Annotated in this window: 7 protein-coding genes; 2 read left to right on the forward strand and 5 right to left on the reverse strand. The window is 45.4% G+C overall.

From position 1 onward, the window contains the following. Window positions 1-13: 13 nt before the first annotated feature. Together MLE17_RS04130 and MLE17_RS04135 are read right to left on the reverse strand one after the other, a co-directional pair. A complete protein-coding gene (locus MLE17_RS04130) occupies window positions 14-3130 on the reverse strand; it encodes a SusC/RagA family TonB-linked outer membrane protein (protein ID WP_243347332.1) in 3117 nt (1038 codons plus the stop codon). Window positions 3131-3298: 168 nt separating this feature from the next. Then, entirely contained in the window at window positions 3299-5692 is a 2394-nt protein-coding gene (locus tag MLE17_RS04135; protein WP_243347335.1) for a glycoside hydrolase family 127 protein, read from the reverse strand. A 1021-nt stretch (window positions 5693-6713) separates the two neighbouring features. Here MLE17_RS04135 and MLE17_RS04140 point away from each other — a divergent pair. Continuing rightward, entirely contained in the window at window positions 6714-7067 is a 354-nt protein-coding gene (locus MLE17_RS04140; protein WP_243347336.1) for a hypothetical protein, read from the forward strand. Between the two features lie 403 nt (window positions 7068-7470). Here MLE17_RS04140 and MLE17_RS04145 read toward each other — a convergent pair whose 3' ends face one another. The 3 genes from MLE17_RS04145 to MLE17_RS04155 all read right to left on the reverse strand — a co-directional run bounded on the left by MLE17_RS04145 (window position 7471) and on the right by MLE17_RS04155 (window position 14765). After that, a complete protein-coding gene (locus MLE17_RS04145; protein WP_243347339.1) occupies window positions 7471-10524 on the reverse strand; it encodes a beta-L-arabinofuranosidase domain-containing protein in 3054 nt (1017 codons plus the stop codon). A 56-nt stretch (window positions 10525-10580) separates the two neighbouring features. Beyond that, the gene (locus MLE17_RS04150; protein ID WP_243347341.1) at window positions 10581-13295 is read right to left on the reverse strand and encodes a glycoside hydrolase family 97 catalytic domain-containing protein; all 2715 of its coding nucleotides are present in this window, start codon (window positions 13293-13295) and stop codon (window positions 10581-10583) included. Window positions 13296-13532: 237 nt separating this feature from the next. Next, a complete protein-coding gene (locus MLE17_RS04155; protein ID WP_243347343.1) occupies window positions 13533-14765 on the reverse strand; it encodes a glycoside hydrolase family 27 protein in 1233 nt (410 codons plus the stop codon). A gap of 278 nt (window positions 14766-15043) precedes the next feature. On the opposite strand from MLE17_RS04155, the gene MLE17_RS04160 reads away from it, so the two are divergent. Then, window positions 15044-19081: a hybrid sensor histidine kinase/response regulator transcription factor gene (locus MLE17_RS04160; protein WP_243347344.1), complete on the forward strand. Its 4038-nt coding sequence runs from the start codon at window positions 15044-15046 to the stop codon at window positions 19079-19081. The last annotated feature ends 79 nt before the right edge of the window (window positions 19082-19160 follow it).

Genomic DNA, 19160 nt, shown 5'->3' on the forward strand with positions numbered 1-19160 from the left:
GATATTCAGAGTATTAGAAGTTTACAGAAAGACCTACGGTATAGGAACGAATGGTCGGATATTTGTCACGATCGTCAATACCGGGGGCCTTGAAAAAGTTAGAGACCTCAGGGTCAAGTCCGGAATAACCGGTGATACAGAAGAGGTTCTGACCTGATACATAGATCCTTGGATTCTGGATGTATTTTTTCATAGAAGCCGAGGTTGGAATGGTATATCCCAATGTTGCGCTGGTCAGTTTGATAAAATCACCGTTTTCAATATAGTCACTCCAAACGCCTTGTGACATAGAGTTGGAGAGTTTTACCATTTTTTGTTTCCCGGTAGATTCGTCAATTACCGCAGCACCTGAAGCATCAACTGCACCATACATTTTAGCCGCTGATTTCAAACGGTTATATGCGATAGAGTTGTTTTCGTAGAAGGCGCGCTGAACATTCAGAATCTGGAATCCAAACTGACCTGTAAATTGCAGGCTCAGGTCAAATCCTTTGTAACGGAAGGTGTTGTTCCATCCGGCATATACCTGAGGAAGACCGTTACCCAGGCGTTGACGGTTGGTTTGTTCGTTGTATTTGGTGTCAAACTCTTTGGCTACCCAGCCTCCGTTACCATCGGATACCTGTACCCACACAAATCCATCTTTGCTTACACCGGCTGATTTTAATCCCCAGAAATCTCCCATACGGTGGCCGACTTCCATGCAGTGCGTTGGTACTGAAATCGGATCACTTACGCCTCCTTCTTCTTTAAAATTGTCAGTTTCGTACAAATCATTTGATAAGCTCAACAATTTGTTTTCGTTGTGAGAAAGCGTCAATGTGGTGTTCCATTCAAAATTGCGGGTTCTTACCGGAATGGCATTTATCATTACCTCGATACCGTTGTTGCGCATTTGTCCGACGTTGGCCAGTGTAGTTTCGTACATATTCGGTGGTACTGGAACTGCATAGAAATAAAGCAGATCGACCGTTTTCTTGGTATAAAGATCTACAGAACCGCTCAACCGGGAATTCAAAACAGCCCAGTCGAATCCCAGGTTCCACTCGCGGGTAGTTTCCCATTTCAAATCGGGATTCGGATTTTGAGCCACTTTTAATGAAGGTGTCCATACGCCATCTTTACTTAGGTGCTTACCATACGTGTCGTAGTCGAAGGTTGTCAATGATTGGTAAGAGTCATTTGGAATTACTCCGGTGACACCGTAACCCAAACGGAACTTCGCATTGTTCAACCAGTTAAAGCCTTTCATGAACTTCTCATTACTCATGGTCCATCCCAGAGAGGCCGAAGGGAAATTTCCCCATTGGTAATTGTATCCAAACTTGGAAGAACCTTCATGACGCAGGCTGAACATCGCATTGTAACGATCGTCGTAGCCATAGGTGACGCGACCGAAGAACCCGATCAGCCGATTGTCGTTTTTGTACGAATTCATGCTTGCCGAATGATCCTTATCGGTCAGATAAGTTCCCTGTACCAGATTGTTGTAGAGGTAAGATTCTGATGGAAAATTGGAGTTTCCGGCAGAGAATCCATCATATACATTATATAGGTAGCTATATCCGGCAAGTGCAGAAATACGGTTTTTTTCGATAGTGAAATTGTATTTTGAGGTCAACTCCATATTTTCGCTGCGACCGTTGGATGAGGATTTAGTAGCCGTTCCGCGTATTTTGGTAACGGCATGTGTTTCATCCAGATATTTACTCTGTGAATAAAACTGACCGGTATAGTAATTTTCGGAAGTCGCCTCGTCTTTTTTCAGAGATAACATCAGGTTGGTTTGCCATCCTTTGATCGGTTCAAGAGTGATATTTCCGGTCAGTCGGGCGTAGCTCGAACGGGTATCGCCGATCAGTTCATTCTGGATGGCAACAGGGTTGTAATACTGGAATCTGTCGAACTCTTCATGATAGGTTCCGTCCGCATTGTACACCGGCGATGAAGGATTGCGGATTAACGCCTGGCGATAGACATACGCATTGTCGTTGTTGGCATGCTTGTGAGTACCATAGAGCACATTAACGTTGAACTTCAACATATCATTCAGGGCATATTGGTTCAGGTCAAGCTGAGCTTTCAGGTTTTGGCGGTCGCTTTTTCGCATGATACCTACTTCATCCGTATAGGTGATGTTGGAAGAATAGGATGAGGTTTTAGATCCTCCTTCCAGACTCAGCGAGTGGTTTTGTGTAAAACCGGCTTTGCGGGTGACCGCTTTCAGCCAATCGGTGTCGTATCCATCATACGGGAAGTTGGTCCGGGCGTAGATGATGTCATTGGTATTCATGAAATCAGCAGTCTTGTACCATTCTGACAAAGAGGCATAACTGGTATAGGTAACGCGTGATGGAGTATCGCGTTTCCCTCCTTTGGTGGTAATCAGAATAACACCGTTAGCCCCACGGGTACCATAAATGGCTGCAGCCGATGCATCTTTTAATACGTCGATGGAGGCAACATTCTCGGGAGCTACAGAGGTCAGTGAACCCTCAATACCATCCACCAAAATGAGCGGTGTGACATTCCCATTGATCGTCGTAATACCACGAAGCATGATGCTGGAAGTGGCATTCGGGTCACCCGATGATTTAACGATGCTCAAACCGGCAATCTTACCTTTTACCAGTTCGGCAGCATCACCCACTTTACCCTGGATAAAGTCTTCTGCTTTCACACTGGCAACGGCGCTGGTTACATCACCTTTTTTCTGGGTACCGTAACCGATCACCACCACCTCATCAATGAGTTTGGTATTTTCTCTCAACGTTATACTCAGGTTCTGGGCTTTGCCGGTTACCACTTCCTGGGAGATATATCCCATAAAGGAGAATACCAGAACAGATTTTGGGCTGACCTGAAGCTTGAATTTACCATTGATGTCCGTAATCGTTCCGTTTGTGGAGCCTTTTACCACGATATTTACACCAGGCAGGCTTTCTCCTTTGTCGCTGACAACCCTACCTGTGATCGTCACTGAGTTTTGCTGGCTTACCGTTACTGCTGCGTTTCCGGTGGGAGCAGCCCATATTTGGCTGATACCAACTCCGGAGGTCAGAAGTACACATGCCGCAACTTTTAACAAGCCTTCGCTGAGAAAGCCATTGGAGCTAAAATTTACTTTCATGTTTTTACTGATTTAGGAATTTAAGGTGTTTATTTTGATAAACTCGTTTAGTCTTGTTGTGTCAGTCAGCTAATCCGACAGTTCCGGTTAACCCTATAACCGGGTAACTGCCGAAGAAGCACAAACTAACGATGATGAAAAAGCACAGTATATGTTACCTATTGACTGTCAGTTAACTTTCCACTCCAGTACACCTCCGGATTCGCCTTTTTGAAGTTTGGCTACAATTTTCAGTCCGGTTGTTTTTACGGGGGTAAAGTTTAGTTTGTTGTAGCAATCTTTCAGGGTGGTGTATTTTTCAGCGGTTTGGACCTCTTTCCACTCCTCCCCGTCTTTGTAATAGAGTTTCCAGCTCTCGGGTATTCTGAAATCGCCATCGTAGTGGTCAAGGTCAAGCCAGTACACCTGGACGTTTGACACCGTTTCCGGTTGTTCGAATGCGTATTCGATAGATTCCTCGGATCCTTTCTTCAACCACCAGTAGTGGTAGGGTTTGGAGATGTCGTTTGAGCTTTTAGGTTCCCATTGGTCGTTAAATCCGTAACCGTTAACCGAAGTTGCCTTTGATGCGATAGTAGGTTCGGGAACCGGACGGGCATAGTTTGCAGAAGCCGGAATCCATACCGCCATTTCGTCACTACCGCGGTTGTCCCAGGTAGAGTAAGGGATGGCCATGAATGGAACCTCTTTTTCGGTTAGCTTATCAGCGTTGTCTTTCGCTACTTCGATGGCAGTTCCGCTAAGAGTTCCCACACCGTTCAGCAAATCTTTCTGATAACGGAATTCCATTTTCGCATTTTCAGGAATGTATTTGTTGAAAATATGCTTGTCGCCCTGATCCCAACCTTCAAGGCAATACATAATCGGACCGCGCTCAATGGCCAGTTTACCCTGATCGTCTTTCGCTTCGGGATTAGCCTGAATGCGGCGAACCGGCATCGGCAACTTCAATTCAATCACATCTCCGCTTTTCCAGTTACGGGAAACGACAGCATATCCGTTTTGAGCAGTTGAGGCGATTTTTTTGCCATTTACCCAAATCTGGTAATTAACTCCGGCCTTTTGGGTGAATTTGTAAAGGCCTGATGGAACCGGTTCGTCTTTCGCCCAACCCGGAATGCGAAGTTTGATGGCGAAGTTGCCCGGTTTCAGCGGTTTTACCGAAATCTTCACATCACCGTCCCATGGATACTGGCTGGTTTGGTTCAGTTGTACGGTGTTGGTTGCAGTCTTGATTTTGCTATTGCTTTGTACATAAAGATTTACCAGAATATCATTGGCTTGGGTAGCATAAGCATAGCCCGGAGCAGAAGCCATAAATCGGGTGATATTCCCCGGACAGCAGGCGCATCCAAACCACGGCTGGCGGTCGTGCTGGCCCATTGACTCCAGCGGATTGTCGTAGAAGAATTTATTTCCGCTCAGGGATACGCCGGAGATCACACCGTTGTACAATGCGCGTTCGAGCACGTCGATGTATTTCGCGTCGCCGGTAGCCAGAAACATACGTTCGTTCCAATATACATTGGCGATGGCGGCACAGGTCTCGCAATATGCGGTATGGTTGTACAGTTCATAGTTCGGGCCAAAACCTTCGCCTTGTGCTCTCGAACCTATTCCTCCGGTGATGAACATCTTCTTACTCACCATATTTTCCCAGATACGGGTCAACGCATCGAAATAGGCTTTGTCGTTGGTCAATGCAGCTACGTCAGCTACTCCGGAATAGAGGTATCCTGCTCTCACGGCATGCCCTTTGATTTCGTCCTGTTTCAGGATGGGCATGTGATCCTGACTGTATTCGCTGAGGCGGTGACCATCAGTTCCACGCCCTGTCTCTTCCACGAAATATTTCGCCAGGTCAAGATAGCGTTTGGTTCCGGTCACTTTATAAAGTTTTGCCAATGCCATTTCCACAATCGGGTGGCCTGACGGACGGTGAATCTGTCCTTCATTCGGACCAAAAACCTTACAGATCAGATCGGCATTTTTGATAGCAATATTGAGGAACGTTCTTTTTCCGGTAGCCTGAAAATGGGCGATTGCCGCTTCGTACATGTGTCCGCAATTGTACAGTTCGTGGCTGTTGATCTTTTCCCAGCGGGCGTTTCCCCACCAGCCGGAGAGACGGGTACATTTGTTGGTCACGCAGGTGGTCAGGTAGCCGTCCGGTTCCTGAGCCGCACCTATCAGATTGATTACGCTATCAAGGTATGCATCCAGCTTTTTGTCGTATTTTACAGCTAAAGAATATGAGGCGCCTTCAATGATTTTATACGGGTCAGTATCGTCAAACGAGAAGTCGCCTTTGTGTTCGCCTTTGATTAGTTTTCCGGCTAAGGCGAAATTGTCGAAGCGTCCGTTTTTCTCGCACTCTTTGAATGCGGAAGGAATAGAAACAGTACGGTTGATTTCGATGCGTGGCGCCCAGAAGTTGTCGGTAAAATGCACCTGGGTGAACGGCACCTGTTTAATCGGTTGCGCCGGTTTATTGACAGCTGAAGCGGTGGTAAAGAGTCCCACTGCCGTACAAATAATGATTGAAGAAAGAGTATGTCTCATGGTGAAAAATTAGAATGCGATTGTCTTTGCGACTGCATTGCAAATATACTTTCTGAGCTGGCGAATGGGTAAAACTATCGTCTAAATGAGTAGTAAAATAGTCTATCGGGGATATTTGTTATATTCAGCATAATTGACTATATCACAGCCATATAGCCGCAACAAGTGGATTCTGCTTTCTTATTCTGGATGATTTTTGCAGGGATGATCTTGCTTTTTCCGCTCATGCTGAGTTAGAAATCCACTTACTCCGGATAATGGTTTCGGTTATCAATATTGACGTACGAAGTTTTCATCGGTTTCATATTAGATTCCACAACGAATAACCGATGGTATCATGCATAGCCAGAAGTCTCGGAATGACTTCTGATAGGTCTGTGAAAATCGGTTTGTTTTGCGCAGACTCATTAATAGATTCCTTCGATGTTCTCTTTAGGGTGAGTATAGGTTTACTTTACAGTAAAATAGTGATATCACAGAGATAAAATAGTGATGTAATAGTAATAAAATACTCTTTATAATGACTATTTTATCTCTGTGTTACCTCAGTGTCAAATTATTCTTATTAAAATAAGAACCTAAAGTAGACCTATATACAACCTTTAATCAACCGTAGTACAACCCGGAGAATTTCTGCCATTATTTACTATTGTGCGAATGAGTGGCTTGTTTGTTGAATAGAATTGGACATAGAGACGCTTTGGCGGGTAATTATTATTGAAAAGATTGGTTTTGTGTGGAGGAATTGGTAGGTTTGTGAAGTGCTGTGTATTCATCGGATGACTCAAAGTCATCCGATGAATCAACGATAAAATCCTGGCTGTACTGACCCCGGTTTCTGCTCAGACGGTTTCGCTAATTCCTAATGTAGTACATTTGACGGAACGATGGAGCTTTTTTACGCTAAGGCAAAGCCAGAAGATTTATTTTTATCACGTCGAAAGCAGAGCCTGTCGCCGAACGGGAGCTTGAGCGCAATCAAATAAAACAATGTACTTACAGACAAATTATCAAACGCTTTATGAAATCAAAATTAGTCGTACTTCTTTTTATTTTACCCTTGTTTTTAACTAACTGCAAAGATGAAGAACTCAAAATTCTATCAGGAACAAGCTGGATATCTACAGATTCAAAATATACTCTTATTTTTGAGGATGATGCCAATTGTAAACTTTCCTACTTAGATGAAGTAAATACCCCAATAAATATCTTTTACATTTACACATATGAATACCCTAATTTGAAAATGAATGTTTCAGCTTTAACCGGTTATTCGTCTTATAATGGAACAGTCAAAGGCAGTAAAATAACCTTATCAAGCCAAAACACAACCTACTCCCCAATAAGTCCTAACATTACCTTCGTAAAACAATAGAGAATTAAATTATTTTCTAGTTCAAATTTTTTCAACGCGACAAGCGTTTCGAAGCGCACACCGAACAGCGGCTTCACACCGCTTGTCGGATTTAGAACCTCTCCTGCCGCAAGAATGTAAAGTAACTCTTGGTTCAAGTTTTCAAAACCTGTACTGTACCTAAAATATAAGCAGCTTATAACTGCGACAACAACAAAAAGCCGTTTAACCAGTGATTAAACGGCTTTTGTTATTCCTTCAATCAACTTCTCCAAAGGTTGAAACGCTGGAAATGTTGGCAAATACAACGAACATCTGATAAACGAATCTTGCGGTACTCTATGAGCAAACCGGGGTGCAGTTCAAGTTGATGGTTCTTCTTATAACGGTGTAACTTATAGCCACTATCTCTGGCCGGGTATTTTTACTTTAGCATGACATCCAAATACACCGAATGGCGGCCATAAGTTTCGTAGAATGGTTTAAAAACCACACCATCGATCGTAAATTGCAATTGTTCAGGGTTGCCTGATATTGATTTGCTTATATCGTTTGCATCAAGGGTAATTTTGCGCCAGTCTTTACGAGGGGTAGGTTCCTGTGCTGCCAGTAAAACCGGGCCATAAAACAAACTTGCAATGTTTTGCTGATCCATCACCGGTTCCAGGTAAAAGTGGAAAGGCATACGCAACTCAATTTTATCGCCATCGCTCCATTTACGGCTCAAGGTTAAATAACTTCCCGGCTCGGCGTAAACTTTCTCGGGTTTACCGTTAATCGTTACAAAAAAGCCCTTGGTTGCCCAATGTGGCACGCGCACTTTCAGGTCAAACGTGCCTTTGCCTTTAATCGTTAATAGCGTATGGTCTTCTTTCGGGAAAGCGGTTGTTTGTGTAACGGTGATGTTCTTTTCAGTCCAGTGTAAGGTTGATGGAATAAAAAGGTTTACGTACAAAGCCTGATTGTTAGTGCTTCTGAAATAAATAGAGTTTTGAAATTTGGTATTGCTTTCGAGCGCTGTACCGTTACAACAGGTAAAACCTTTCATGTCGTCGTTTCCAAACTGTTTAACCGAACCCGGTCTGAGAGGTACATGATAGGTATTTGCCGGTGTACTGTCGGCTACCGAAGCCAAAATATGGTTATAAAGCCCGCGTTCGTAATAATCCATTAATTCAGCGTGTTGCTCAAACTGAAAAAGGTCGCTGGACAATTTGAGCAGGTTGTAGGTCGCGCAAGTTTCGTTCTGTCCGCCTTCAGAGAAGCCGTTTTCGTAAAGTGTCGCGGGCTGACTGATATAACATTCGGCATTTGCCGGGTTACGCGCACCGGCAACTCCTCCAATACTGTACATATAATCATTTATTGACATGTACCAGAAATTATCAGCAATATTGAAGTATTCCGGAGCATGTGAGTCACGATACATTTCAAGTGCCCCAATAATTTGAGGAATGTGTTGGTTAGCGTGCAGACCACGGAACGTGTCAACATTTTTGGCCAACCCATGCGAATGTTCAGCATTGCCATAGAAAACCCTGATATTGTCGAACATCTTTGCAACTTCCATATAGCGTGGTTCGTTGGTTAATCTTGACAGTCGGGCCATAGCTTCGTTCATGCCCCCAAACTCGCCTGCTATGTATTTGTTCCACATGCTGATAAGTGTTTGATCAGGAAGCTGGCTTAATCGGGCATAAACCCAGTCGCCCATGCCTTTAACTATTTCCAAAGCCTTTTCGTTACCACTGACTTCATATATATCCATAAGACCGGCCAGTATTTTGTGCAAAGTATAGTAGGGCGCCCAAATCCGGGTATTATCGCCACCATAACTGGCTCCTTTTTCCAACATAATAAACTGATCGGGCGGATAGGCGCTGATAAATCCTTTACCCCAATTCCAGTAATCGGTGCGGATTCCATCCATACTCAAATCGGAGTTGTAACCTGACTTACCCGGCCCCGGAGGCACGGCTTTGGGATCCGGGACACATGCACCACCAGGGATTTGAGGTTGTCCGGATAATTTTGATAATTCGTAGAGGCAATTGACCATGTGCTTCATTTTGTTGGCAAAATTAGCCTGAAGCGATGGATCATAACCGGTACCCGCATAGGCCTGTGCTATCGCACTAAGATAGTGCCCCGTGGCATGACCGCGCAATTTGCAATCCTGGCTATCCCATACACCAAGCGGTTCGGCTCCTTTCGGCTGTTTCTGTCCAAAGGCATTGCGGAACATATAAAGGAAATCATCGGGGTTGGAACCAGCAAGACCTTTCAGGAATTTATCGCGGTTCTCGATAAATTTAGAACTGTGGTTATGACTGTCGGAATTTAATGTTACCTGGCTAAGTTTGAAAGGTTCCAGCGTTCGGCCGGGCTTTGCCATTTCTTTTGCATCTTTAATTATAACTGTAACCCTGGGTTGCAAGTTAGTGCCGGGTACTTTCCCGGAAATGGTATAAGTGCCGGGAGTCAGCACCTGACTGTTATCTGTAGGTGACGGCCATATAACCCTAACTTTTGGTCCATTAAAGTTATTCCGATAAACACCTTTTATGTAACGGGGCAATCGAGGCAGAATTCCTACTACAGTTTCGACCCGAATATCAGGAACGCTTTCGAGGTAAGCATTATACAACTGAGGAGTATTTCCCGGAAAGCCGGGCAAATTGCTGACCTTTTCATCATCAGTCCTGACTGCGCCTTCAGTTTTTAAAGCATTTTGGTAAATTCGCGCCACCTGCATTTCTGTTAATGGAACCCTGTAAAGCCTGAAATCGTGCAAACTGGCATTTAGCCAGATATTCTCCTTCGCAGCTGATTTTCCTATGTAAAGTTTATTTTTGTCGCTTGCTTTATAATCGAAAAGCTGACTTAACTCAACATTTACATTCTTTGTTTCACAAACAAGTTTTCCGTTTAGATACGTACTCAAAGTTTTTGAAGGCACATCAATAACCACGGCTATATGATTCCATTTATTAATGGACAAAGCGGCTGAACTGGCTGTGTAAGTATTTAATTTTGTCGTCACCTGAGCCAGGAAACCTGCTTTTTCCCTCGTCCCAACCGGGGCAACCATAAAATGCGAATTAAAGTCTTTCCCGAAATCGAAAAGAAGCTGACCGCTTTTTGCCGAGCGTAAGAAAACCCAACCGGTAAGACTTAGCGATTCTTCGCCTGATACTGATTTTCCCGGCAAGGTTATAAAAGCCTTTTTATCGCCTGATAGCGAAAGAACATTTCCGAATAGTTCGTCATGGATAAATTTATAATTTGTACCCTGAAGGGTGCCATGTAAGGTGTTTCGTGACAGGTCCTTAACATCTCCGTTAAAAGAATAACGTGAGATTAGGCTGGTTTCGCCAATTCCATCCAGAATTTGATCGCCGTTTTGAGCCCTTATAACCGAAGGAATCAGGCAGAAACTAAGTAATACTGCAAAGTACAGCTTTAATGCTTTCATCATATATTAGATATTAAATAAATGGATAATAAATCACTCCCTGGTCTATATCAACAGGTTTACTCATGCACCTTGTTACTGATCGGAATATCTATTTCTGCAAAATATTTCAGCAACAGGTTGTACATTTCGGGATCGTATTTTTTGAGCTTCTCCCTGCGGTTGATGGAGTTGTGTACACCATTTGGCGTTTCGGAATAGCGGTTGCAATTGAAGAAGGACTGGACTGCTTCTGCAAAATATTCTTCCTTGTTGCTCAAAGCGTAGGTCTTTTCCCATAATCCTTTTTCGATAGCATGTTTCATCACGGTCTCCAATTCGTTGTTGAAATTGGGATTTACCCCAACAATCCCGACCATATGGAAAATATGAGCGAATTCATGAATCAGGATATTTTCACCTTCATATTTATCACCGGAAAGGCAAATCAGATTCTCTTCGCCGCAACTGCAACTGAAGTCATCTTCGGGTGAGCCGCCAAAGCCGCGTGCGCGTTTATTCCAGTATGCAATGCTGTCGGGGCTGTTGCAGATGTGGGCATATTCCGGTAGCTCGCACACCTGTTCATTTGCGCCGATAACCATTACGCGACACCCTTTTCCGATCATATAACGGGCAATGTCTTTCCGCTTCGACAACATTCCCATAATGATTTCGCGGGCTTTGTAAAGCGCCTTGTCACTTACCTGATGTGAGCTGACGACAGGCATTCCTCCCGCGTCGAGGTATTTTTTATAAAAGGGATAGAGGTGAAGCGATTGGGGGACTGCGGTTACTTTATCGCCGTTAAGTTCCGTCAGACGAATGGCAAAACCTCCGCCAGAAGCCAGATGAAGTTTCAATGTGGAATCTGACGTTACGGTGAGGATTTCACGTTGGTAATCTGAAGCCTGTTTGTTGGCATTGATGCCGTCGCTGAATATCTCGGCCTGGTATTTTATACCCTTTTTGAGGAAATCCAGAGTCAATGCAATATCCCGTTCGGTCCAGTTGGTTAATGCACCGACTGTCCATTCTTTATCTTTTCTGCGGGCCGAAACGATGTATTCCCCTAATTTTCCCTGCAAGATTTTCGTTTCATCGGTTACGTTAGGCAGGCTGGCAATGAATGAGGTACATTCCTGTTCCTTTTGGTAAATGGTCGGATTGTCGGCCAGCATGGTCAGCGGTGAATCGAACACAATATAGGTTGCCAGTTGGTGGCAACGGGTTCCCTGACTCAACGGATTGGAGTAAATGGGCTTGAAGTCACTTTTGGTACTGTTGCGCATGGCGCCCGGCGTATAATCGACCGGACCGGCCATCAACCGGATGAATGGGAATGTCACATCGTAGGTTGGCATATCCACCTCCGGTGTACTCCATTTCATCTCCTCCATGCCAAATACACTTTCGAAGTTGATGATATTCGGATAGGTGCGGTTCAGTCCGGTCGGTTTGTAGAAACCATGCAGGTCGAGTGTCAGTTTGTATCTGGCGGTCATTTCGGCAATACGATAGGTCATTTGCACCGCCTTCTGGTCGTCACGATCGAGGAAATCGACTTTAAAGCCTTTGATCCCCATTTCGGAGTACTTTTTACATGCCGCTTCTAACTGGCTGTCCAGTACGTTGAACACCGTCCAGAGGATGATGCCCACGTTTTTACTTTTGGCATACGAAATAAGTTCGGGCAGATTAATCTCCGGAATCACGGTCAGCATATCGCCGCTTGACGGTTTGTACCACCCTTCGTCCAGAATGACATATTCGAGTCCGTTTTGCGATGCAAACTCGATGTAATGCTTGTAGGTTTCGGTATTGATGCCGGCTTTGAAGTTCACGCCGGAAATACCCCAGTCGTTCCACCATTCCCAAGCCGATTTACCGCCTTTTACCCAGGAGAAATCTTTAATGCGGGGGGGAGAAGCCAGTGCATACACCAGATTGTTGACCGGCATTTCGGTATCATTTCGGGTGATGGCTAATACTCTCCACGGAAACTCTCTTGTTCCACTGGTTTGGGCAATGAAGTTGGCTCTTTCGGTCACATACTCCTGTTTCCGCCAAGCGTTTTGTGCCACCTTGGACGGTAGCGGGGCGAATAGTCCTTTGAATCCCGTTTTTCCTTCAGATTGAATAAACATGCCGGGATAATCTTCCAGATCCGACTCGGTGATGGTCAGTTTTTTCCCTTTCAAAAGATCAACGGTGAGAGGCAGGAACGCCGGCAAGGTCTGATTGGTCTGAGTCAGCGGTTTTACCTCGTAGGTGCTTTGGAACGCCATGGCAAACGGATCTTTTTTGCCGGTCGAATGAGGCATATAGCTGGTGTAATCTTTGTCAAAGTTGAATTCCGCCAGCTCGTCTTTGATGCTGATGTTTCCGCCCATTGTCGTGAAGAACCGGTATGCTACTCCTTCGTCATAGGCCCGGAATATCACGCCGTAATTTCCCTTGAAGGTGATTTTTAGTTCGTTGTATTGGGTGGTGAAGGACGCGAAACGGTAGTTTGTGGCGTTGATGGTCTCTTTTGCAGAGCGAGTGGCTACACTTACCTTGTGAGGATTTTTGCCTAATGCAGCTCCGTTTTCCAACGTCATTCCGATAGCTGAGGGAGCCAGGATGATTTGTCCGCCATCCTTCACAGAGTAGGTCAGCTGGTTACCTGTGTTGACTGCTACCCGTAGTTTCCCATCGGGTGATTTGAGGGATAATGTCTCTGCTGATACTGTAGCTGAAATGCCGATGAACAGGCTTATGAGGAATATTTGTAGTCTGGTGTTGTGTGTCATACTTGTGCTGATTATTAGTCAACTGACTTTTTTGTTGCCGCCCCTAAATCCCCTGAAGGGGACTTTTGCAGCAGTAGGTATTTGGAGATATTATGTAATAAAAGGACTATGATTATTCAGATTCTGATAATGTACTGCACTCTCTATAAGTCCCCTTTAGGGGAACCAACGGTCATCGACCGAAGGGAGATAATTAGGGGCGGAAAAAGCAAAGAATCTTGAACCTTTTGTGAGTTTCTATCTTTTCGGAGAAAGCCTTACCATCAATACCCCATGAGCCGGAATGGCCGCTTTGGTGAATGATGCCGTTGTTCCGATATACTTGTGCTTCCACAAGTCGCGAATAGTATATTCTTTTTTGTGAATGTTGACCTGAGTCGCGAAGTAAATAGTCTGCTTTTTCCAGTCATAATTGAGATTCCAGACATTATCGGTACGGTTGAGGAAGCAGACGGCCAGCTCGCCGTTAGCCAATGGTTTAGCCCATATTTCCTGTTCGCCCATGTCCATAAAGCGGCGGGCCTGTTCGCCCAGACTATCCTGGTCCACAGCGATAACTTCTTTGTTTGTCAGAATCTCGTGGCTTGTCTTGTCCATCGAACGAAGATCATTACCCGCCATAAGCGGTGCCGCCAGCATCGCCCACATCGAAAAGTGCGTAATGTATTCATCGTGCGTCATACCGCCGTTGCCTACTTCGAGCATTTCGGCATCGTTCCAGTGACCGGGACCGGCATAAGGATAAAGGTCGGCTAGTACGTCGATAATGTCAAGGACTCCCACACCGCCCCAGTCGAACTTACAGCGGTAGCAATCGCGTATATCGGCCGTAGTACGCCAGAGTTGTCCTACACCTTTGCCCCATTTCCACGGCTGGCTTTCACCCCACTCACAAATACTAAATACAATCGGTCTGCCGCACGCCTTCAGGGCATCGCTCATCGTGCGATAAGCCGCTTCTGCGTTTTGTCCCTCATTGGAACACCAGTCGTATTTGAGATAGTCAACGCCCCATTCCGCATACTGTCGGGCATCCTGAAACTGGTATCCCCGGCTGCCCGGCTTTCCCTGACAGGTGAGTGAACCGGCACAAGAGTAAATCCCCAACTTCAACCCTTTGCTGTGTATGTAATCGGCCAGACTTTTTATTCCATTCGGAAAGTTTTTCGGGTCGGCGATGATGTTTCCTTTTTCGTCACGGCCCACCTGCCAGCAGTCGTCGATAACGATGTATTGGTATCCGGCCTCTTTCATGCCAGAAGAGATCATCGCATCGGCGGTTTCCTTTAACAGGGCTTCGTTGACATTGCATCCGAATTTATTCCAGCTATTCCATCCCATGGGAGGTGTAGCGGCCAGACTCAGAAAAGCGGAGTCCTGTTTGCTCTTTTGTTCGCCGAAGAACATCTGTGCCTTGGCCAGACCGGATAGAAGACAAAAGGCTAATACGAAAATGTGTTTTTTATCCATAGTGTGTTGGGAAAGTGAATAGACTTTGGTTTTTGATTGCGAATTAATAGATTACCCGTCATTGAGGATTGAATAATCGTCTATTTATATAGCAGAATAGTCCAATGCTGATTTTGCTGCATTTAAATACAACCTATTGGATAACAGTGCGATGTGGCTAATTTCTGGACTTTTCTATTGCGAATCTGGAAGATTCTGCCGGTCATTTCTAAATAAAAGTATTAATATTGTATTCTGCTAATTGAATGGACCTGTTACCTAACCAGATATTGAATTCCATGAGAAACAAAACCCTGTTCCTGCTAATCACTCTCATCTCCTTTTGTACAGAATGGATAACGGCCGGTGAGTTCCGTTTCCGTCATTACCGGGCAGAAGATGGACTTTCCTATAATTCGGTCAGAAGCATCCTGCAGGATCGTCAGGGTTTTATGTGGATTGGCACGGAAGACGGACTGAACCGCTTTGATGGATACTCCTTCAAGGAATTCAGAAGTAAACAACTGAATGGAAGCTCCTTAGGAAGCAATTATATCAGTACTTTGCTCGAAGACGAAAAAGGAATCATCTATATCGGCACGGACGAAGGAATTTATACTTACGATCCCGCAACCGAAAAGTTTACCCGTTTAAATGCAAAGACATCCGGTGGGGTTATCATTTCCTCGACAATCAATAATATGGTTCTGGATAAATCCGGAAATCTCTGGGTGGCGACTTACGGACAGGGAATCTTTAGCTACCATCTCTCTACCGGAAAACTACAGCAATACCTTTGGACTTCGCACAACTCCGGGCGAATGAAATCAGACCTGATTAACTGCATTTTTGCCGACCGCGCCAACCGCATATGGGCCGGACAAAAAGGAACGAATACTTCGCTGATGTTGTTTAACGCCAAAACAAACCGGTTTGATATTTTCCCGTTTGCCGTTGAGGGCGATGATTCGTACTCCTCGATCTACCGGATCTATGAAGATTCATACAGAAACCTCTGGTTGGGCACTTGGGATCGGGGTATTTACAAACTGGATAGTAAATTGCACAAAGCTGTAAGCTATCTTTCGCCGAAATCACAGGCCGGGATATTACACGTTCATGAAATGTGTGAATACAGTCCGGGAGAGCTGTTGGTGGGATCGGATGACGGACTGAGCTTATTCAATACCCGCACGTTGAGTCACCGGTTGTTTACCGCAAGAGAGACTGACCCCACTTCGCTTTCCGATAAATTCATTTATCCGATCTATAAGGACCGGGAAGGTGGTCTCTGGGTGGGTACTTACTACGGCGGTGTCAATTATGTTTCCCCTACGAGCGGGATTTTCGAGCGTTACACTCATTCCGGTTTTGTCAATTCGGTGAATGGGAATGTCATTGGCGGATTTACCGAAGATAAAGCCGGAAACATCTGGATTGCGTCGGATGATGGCGGACTCAACCGGCTCGACAAGCAGACCGGTCGTTTTACGGCTTATATGCCAAAGCCCGGTAGCAACAGCATTTCCTATTACAATGTACATGCGCTCTGCTGGGATAATGATAAACTCTGGATTGGTACCTATTCCGGCGGATTGAATGTTTTTGACACCCGTACCGGTCAGTTTGCGCACTACAGAGATGAGTACAACAATCCGAAATCACTTGATGGCAGCAGTATTTATGCCATATTCAAAGACCGCGCCCAACGTATGTGGGTGGCAAGTATGTCCGGCCTGAATCTCTATAACCGTGCGGAGGACAATTTCACCCGGGTGAAGGACCTCGGTGCGACTACCATTGATATCGAGCAGGATGCACAGGGGAGGCTATGGTTTGGAACCTGGGGGAAAGGGGTATTCTGCTTTGACGAACAGAAACGCCAATGGCGCAGTTATCTCAGTCGGCCAGAAGATACGACTTCGCTTCCCGGAAACCAGATCAATTGCATGTTGATGGATCGTAAAGCGAAGCTTTGGGTGGGAACGACCAACGGTCTGTGCCGTTATGATGAAGCGAAGAATCGTTTTATCCGCATTCACCTGAATATTCCGAGCAATACTATCTGTTCGGTGATTGAAGATAATGACCAGTTATGGATCACGACTTCGAAAGGGTTGGTCAGGTACAATCCCAAAACCGGTTTTTGTCAGGTGTTTACCCAAAGTGATGGTTTGCTGAGCGACCAGTTTATTGCGAATTCCGGATTTAAGAGTTCCAACGGTAAAATATACATCGGTACGGCCAATGGCTTCAATGCCTTTTATCCGAATAATATTGCGCAGAACAAATATGTTCCTCCGGTAGCCATTACCCGGCTGGAGATCTTCAATAAAGCTGTTGCAGTCGGAGAAGAGGGACCTTTGCCCAAAGCCATTCAGTCGATGAAGCGGATTGATCTGTCATACAAAGACAATGTGTTCAGTCTCGACTTTGTGGGGTTGAGCTACAACACTCCCGAAAAGAATAAATATGCTTACAAGCTGGAAGGCTTTGACAAAGACTGGAACTATGTGACCAACCAACACAAAGCGACCTATACCAACCTGCCTGCCGGAACCTATACCTTCCGGGTAAAAGCCTGTAACAATGACGGCGTTTGGAATGAAGAAGGCACTTCTCTGGAGATTGTCATCCATCCGCCTTTCTGGCTGACTCCCGTATTCAAGTTGTTCTACGTACTGCTTTTCATCGGACTGATGGTGTGGCTGGCCAAATCGTGGATGAAGCGTACCGAACGGAAGCACAAGGAAAAGATTGACCAACTGAGCCGGGAAAAGGAGGCCGAGCTGTACAATGCGAAGATCAGCTTCTTCACCACTATCGCCCACGAAATACGTACTCCGGTATCGTTGATTATCGGGCCGTTGGAGAAGATTATGGCCACCGCAGCCAATCTCCCGGAGGTGATGCGGAAGGATCTGAATATCATTGACCGCAACAGTCAGCGCCTGCTTTTGCTGGTAAATCAACTGCTCGATTTCCGGAAAGTGGAACAGGGCGTGCTTGCTCTGACTTTTATTCGCCGGAATGTGCCGGAATTGCTGCGCAGTACGTTTGACCGTTTTCATCCGTTGATTGAGCAGAAGGGAATCGAGTTTGTTTACGATTGTCAGAATCCGGATCTGGAGGCCGATATTGATCAGGAAGCATTGACCAAGATTGTCAGCAATCTGCTTTCGAATGCCATGAAGTATGCAAAAGGTAAGATTGTTATGTCCTGCTTCCTTGGGGCGGAGCGTTTTGAAATATTGGTGACAGATGATGGACAGGGCATTCCTGATGCAGAGAAGGAGAAGATCTTCCTGCCTTTCTATCAGGTATCATCGGGCGTGAAACCCGGTACGGGGATTGGCCTTTCGTTGGTGAAAAGTCTTGTCGATGCACACAGCGGACAGATTTCGGTAACCGATGCCTTTCCTGCCGGAACCTGCTTTACCGTCTCGTTGCCGTTGATGAATGATGCGGTCGTATCAGGCGATGTGGTACCAGAAACCTCTACCTTTGATGAACCTGAACTGCACGATGTTTTGCCGACAGATTATATTGATTCGCCCGATTCTAAAACCAAAGAAAAGCCGTTGCTGCTGATCGTGGAAGATAATCCCGAAATGCGTGGCTTCCTGCAGGATAGTTTCTCGTCGGACTATTCCGTAATTACGGCAGAAGATGGTCGCGATGGTCTTGACAAACTAAAAAACAGCGAGGTAAGCCTGATCATTAGTGACCTGATGATGCCAAATATGGATGGGTTGGAGTTTTGCTCGGCACTGCGGTCAAATATCCTGACGAGTCACATTCCTGTGGTGTTGCTTACGGCCAAAACCGACCTCGGCACCAAGATTGATGGAATGAATAGCGGGGCGGATGCTTATGTAGAAAAGCCTTTCTCTATTCGCTTCCTCAAGGCGCAAATCCGCAACCTGATTGAGTCAAGGAAAACCCTTCGCCGCAAATATTCCGAGATGCCTTTTGTGCCGCTCAATACGATTGCGGGGAATAAAGCGGACGAGAACTTCCTCTCTAAGCTGAATGCCCTGATTGAGAATAATATTTCCAATCCGGATTTCTCCGTTGAGTTACTGGCCGAAGAACTTGCGATCAGTCGTTCTGGTCTTTTTGCCAAAATCAAGACGCTTGCCGGCGTTACACCGAATGAACTGATGCAGGTAGTCCGCCTTAAAAAAGCAGCCGAACTTCTTTCGGAAAATAAATACCGCATCAATGAGATTGCTTACATGGTGGGTTTCAACAATCCGTCCTACTTTACCAAATGTTTCCAGAAGCAGTTTGGCGTAAGACCGGGAGAGTTTTTGAATAAGAATTTGGAGTCGTAGGCGTGGCTCTTCTTTTTGCACAAAAAGTCCCAATCATTTATCGGTTGCTGATAATTGATTGGGACTTATCATTTGGAGA

The organism is Parabacteroides sp. FAFU027 (genome assembly GCF_022808675.1).
Taxonomy (GTDB): Bacteria; Bacteroidota; Bacteroidia; order Bacteroidales; family UBA7332; genus CAXXIC01.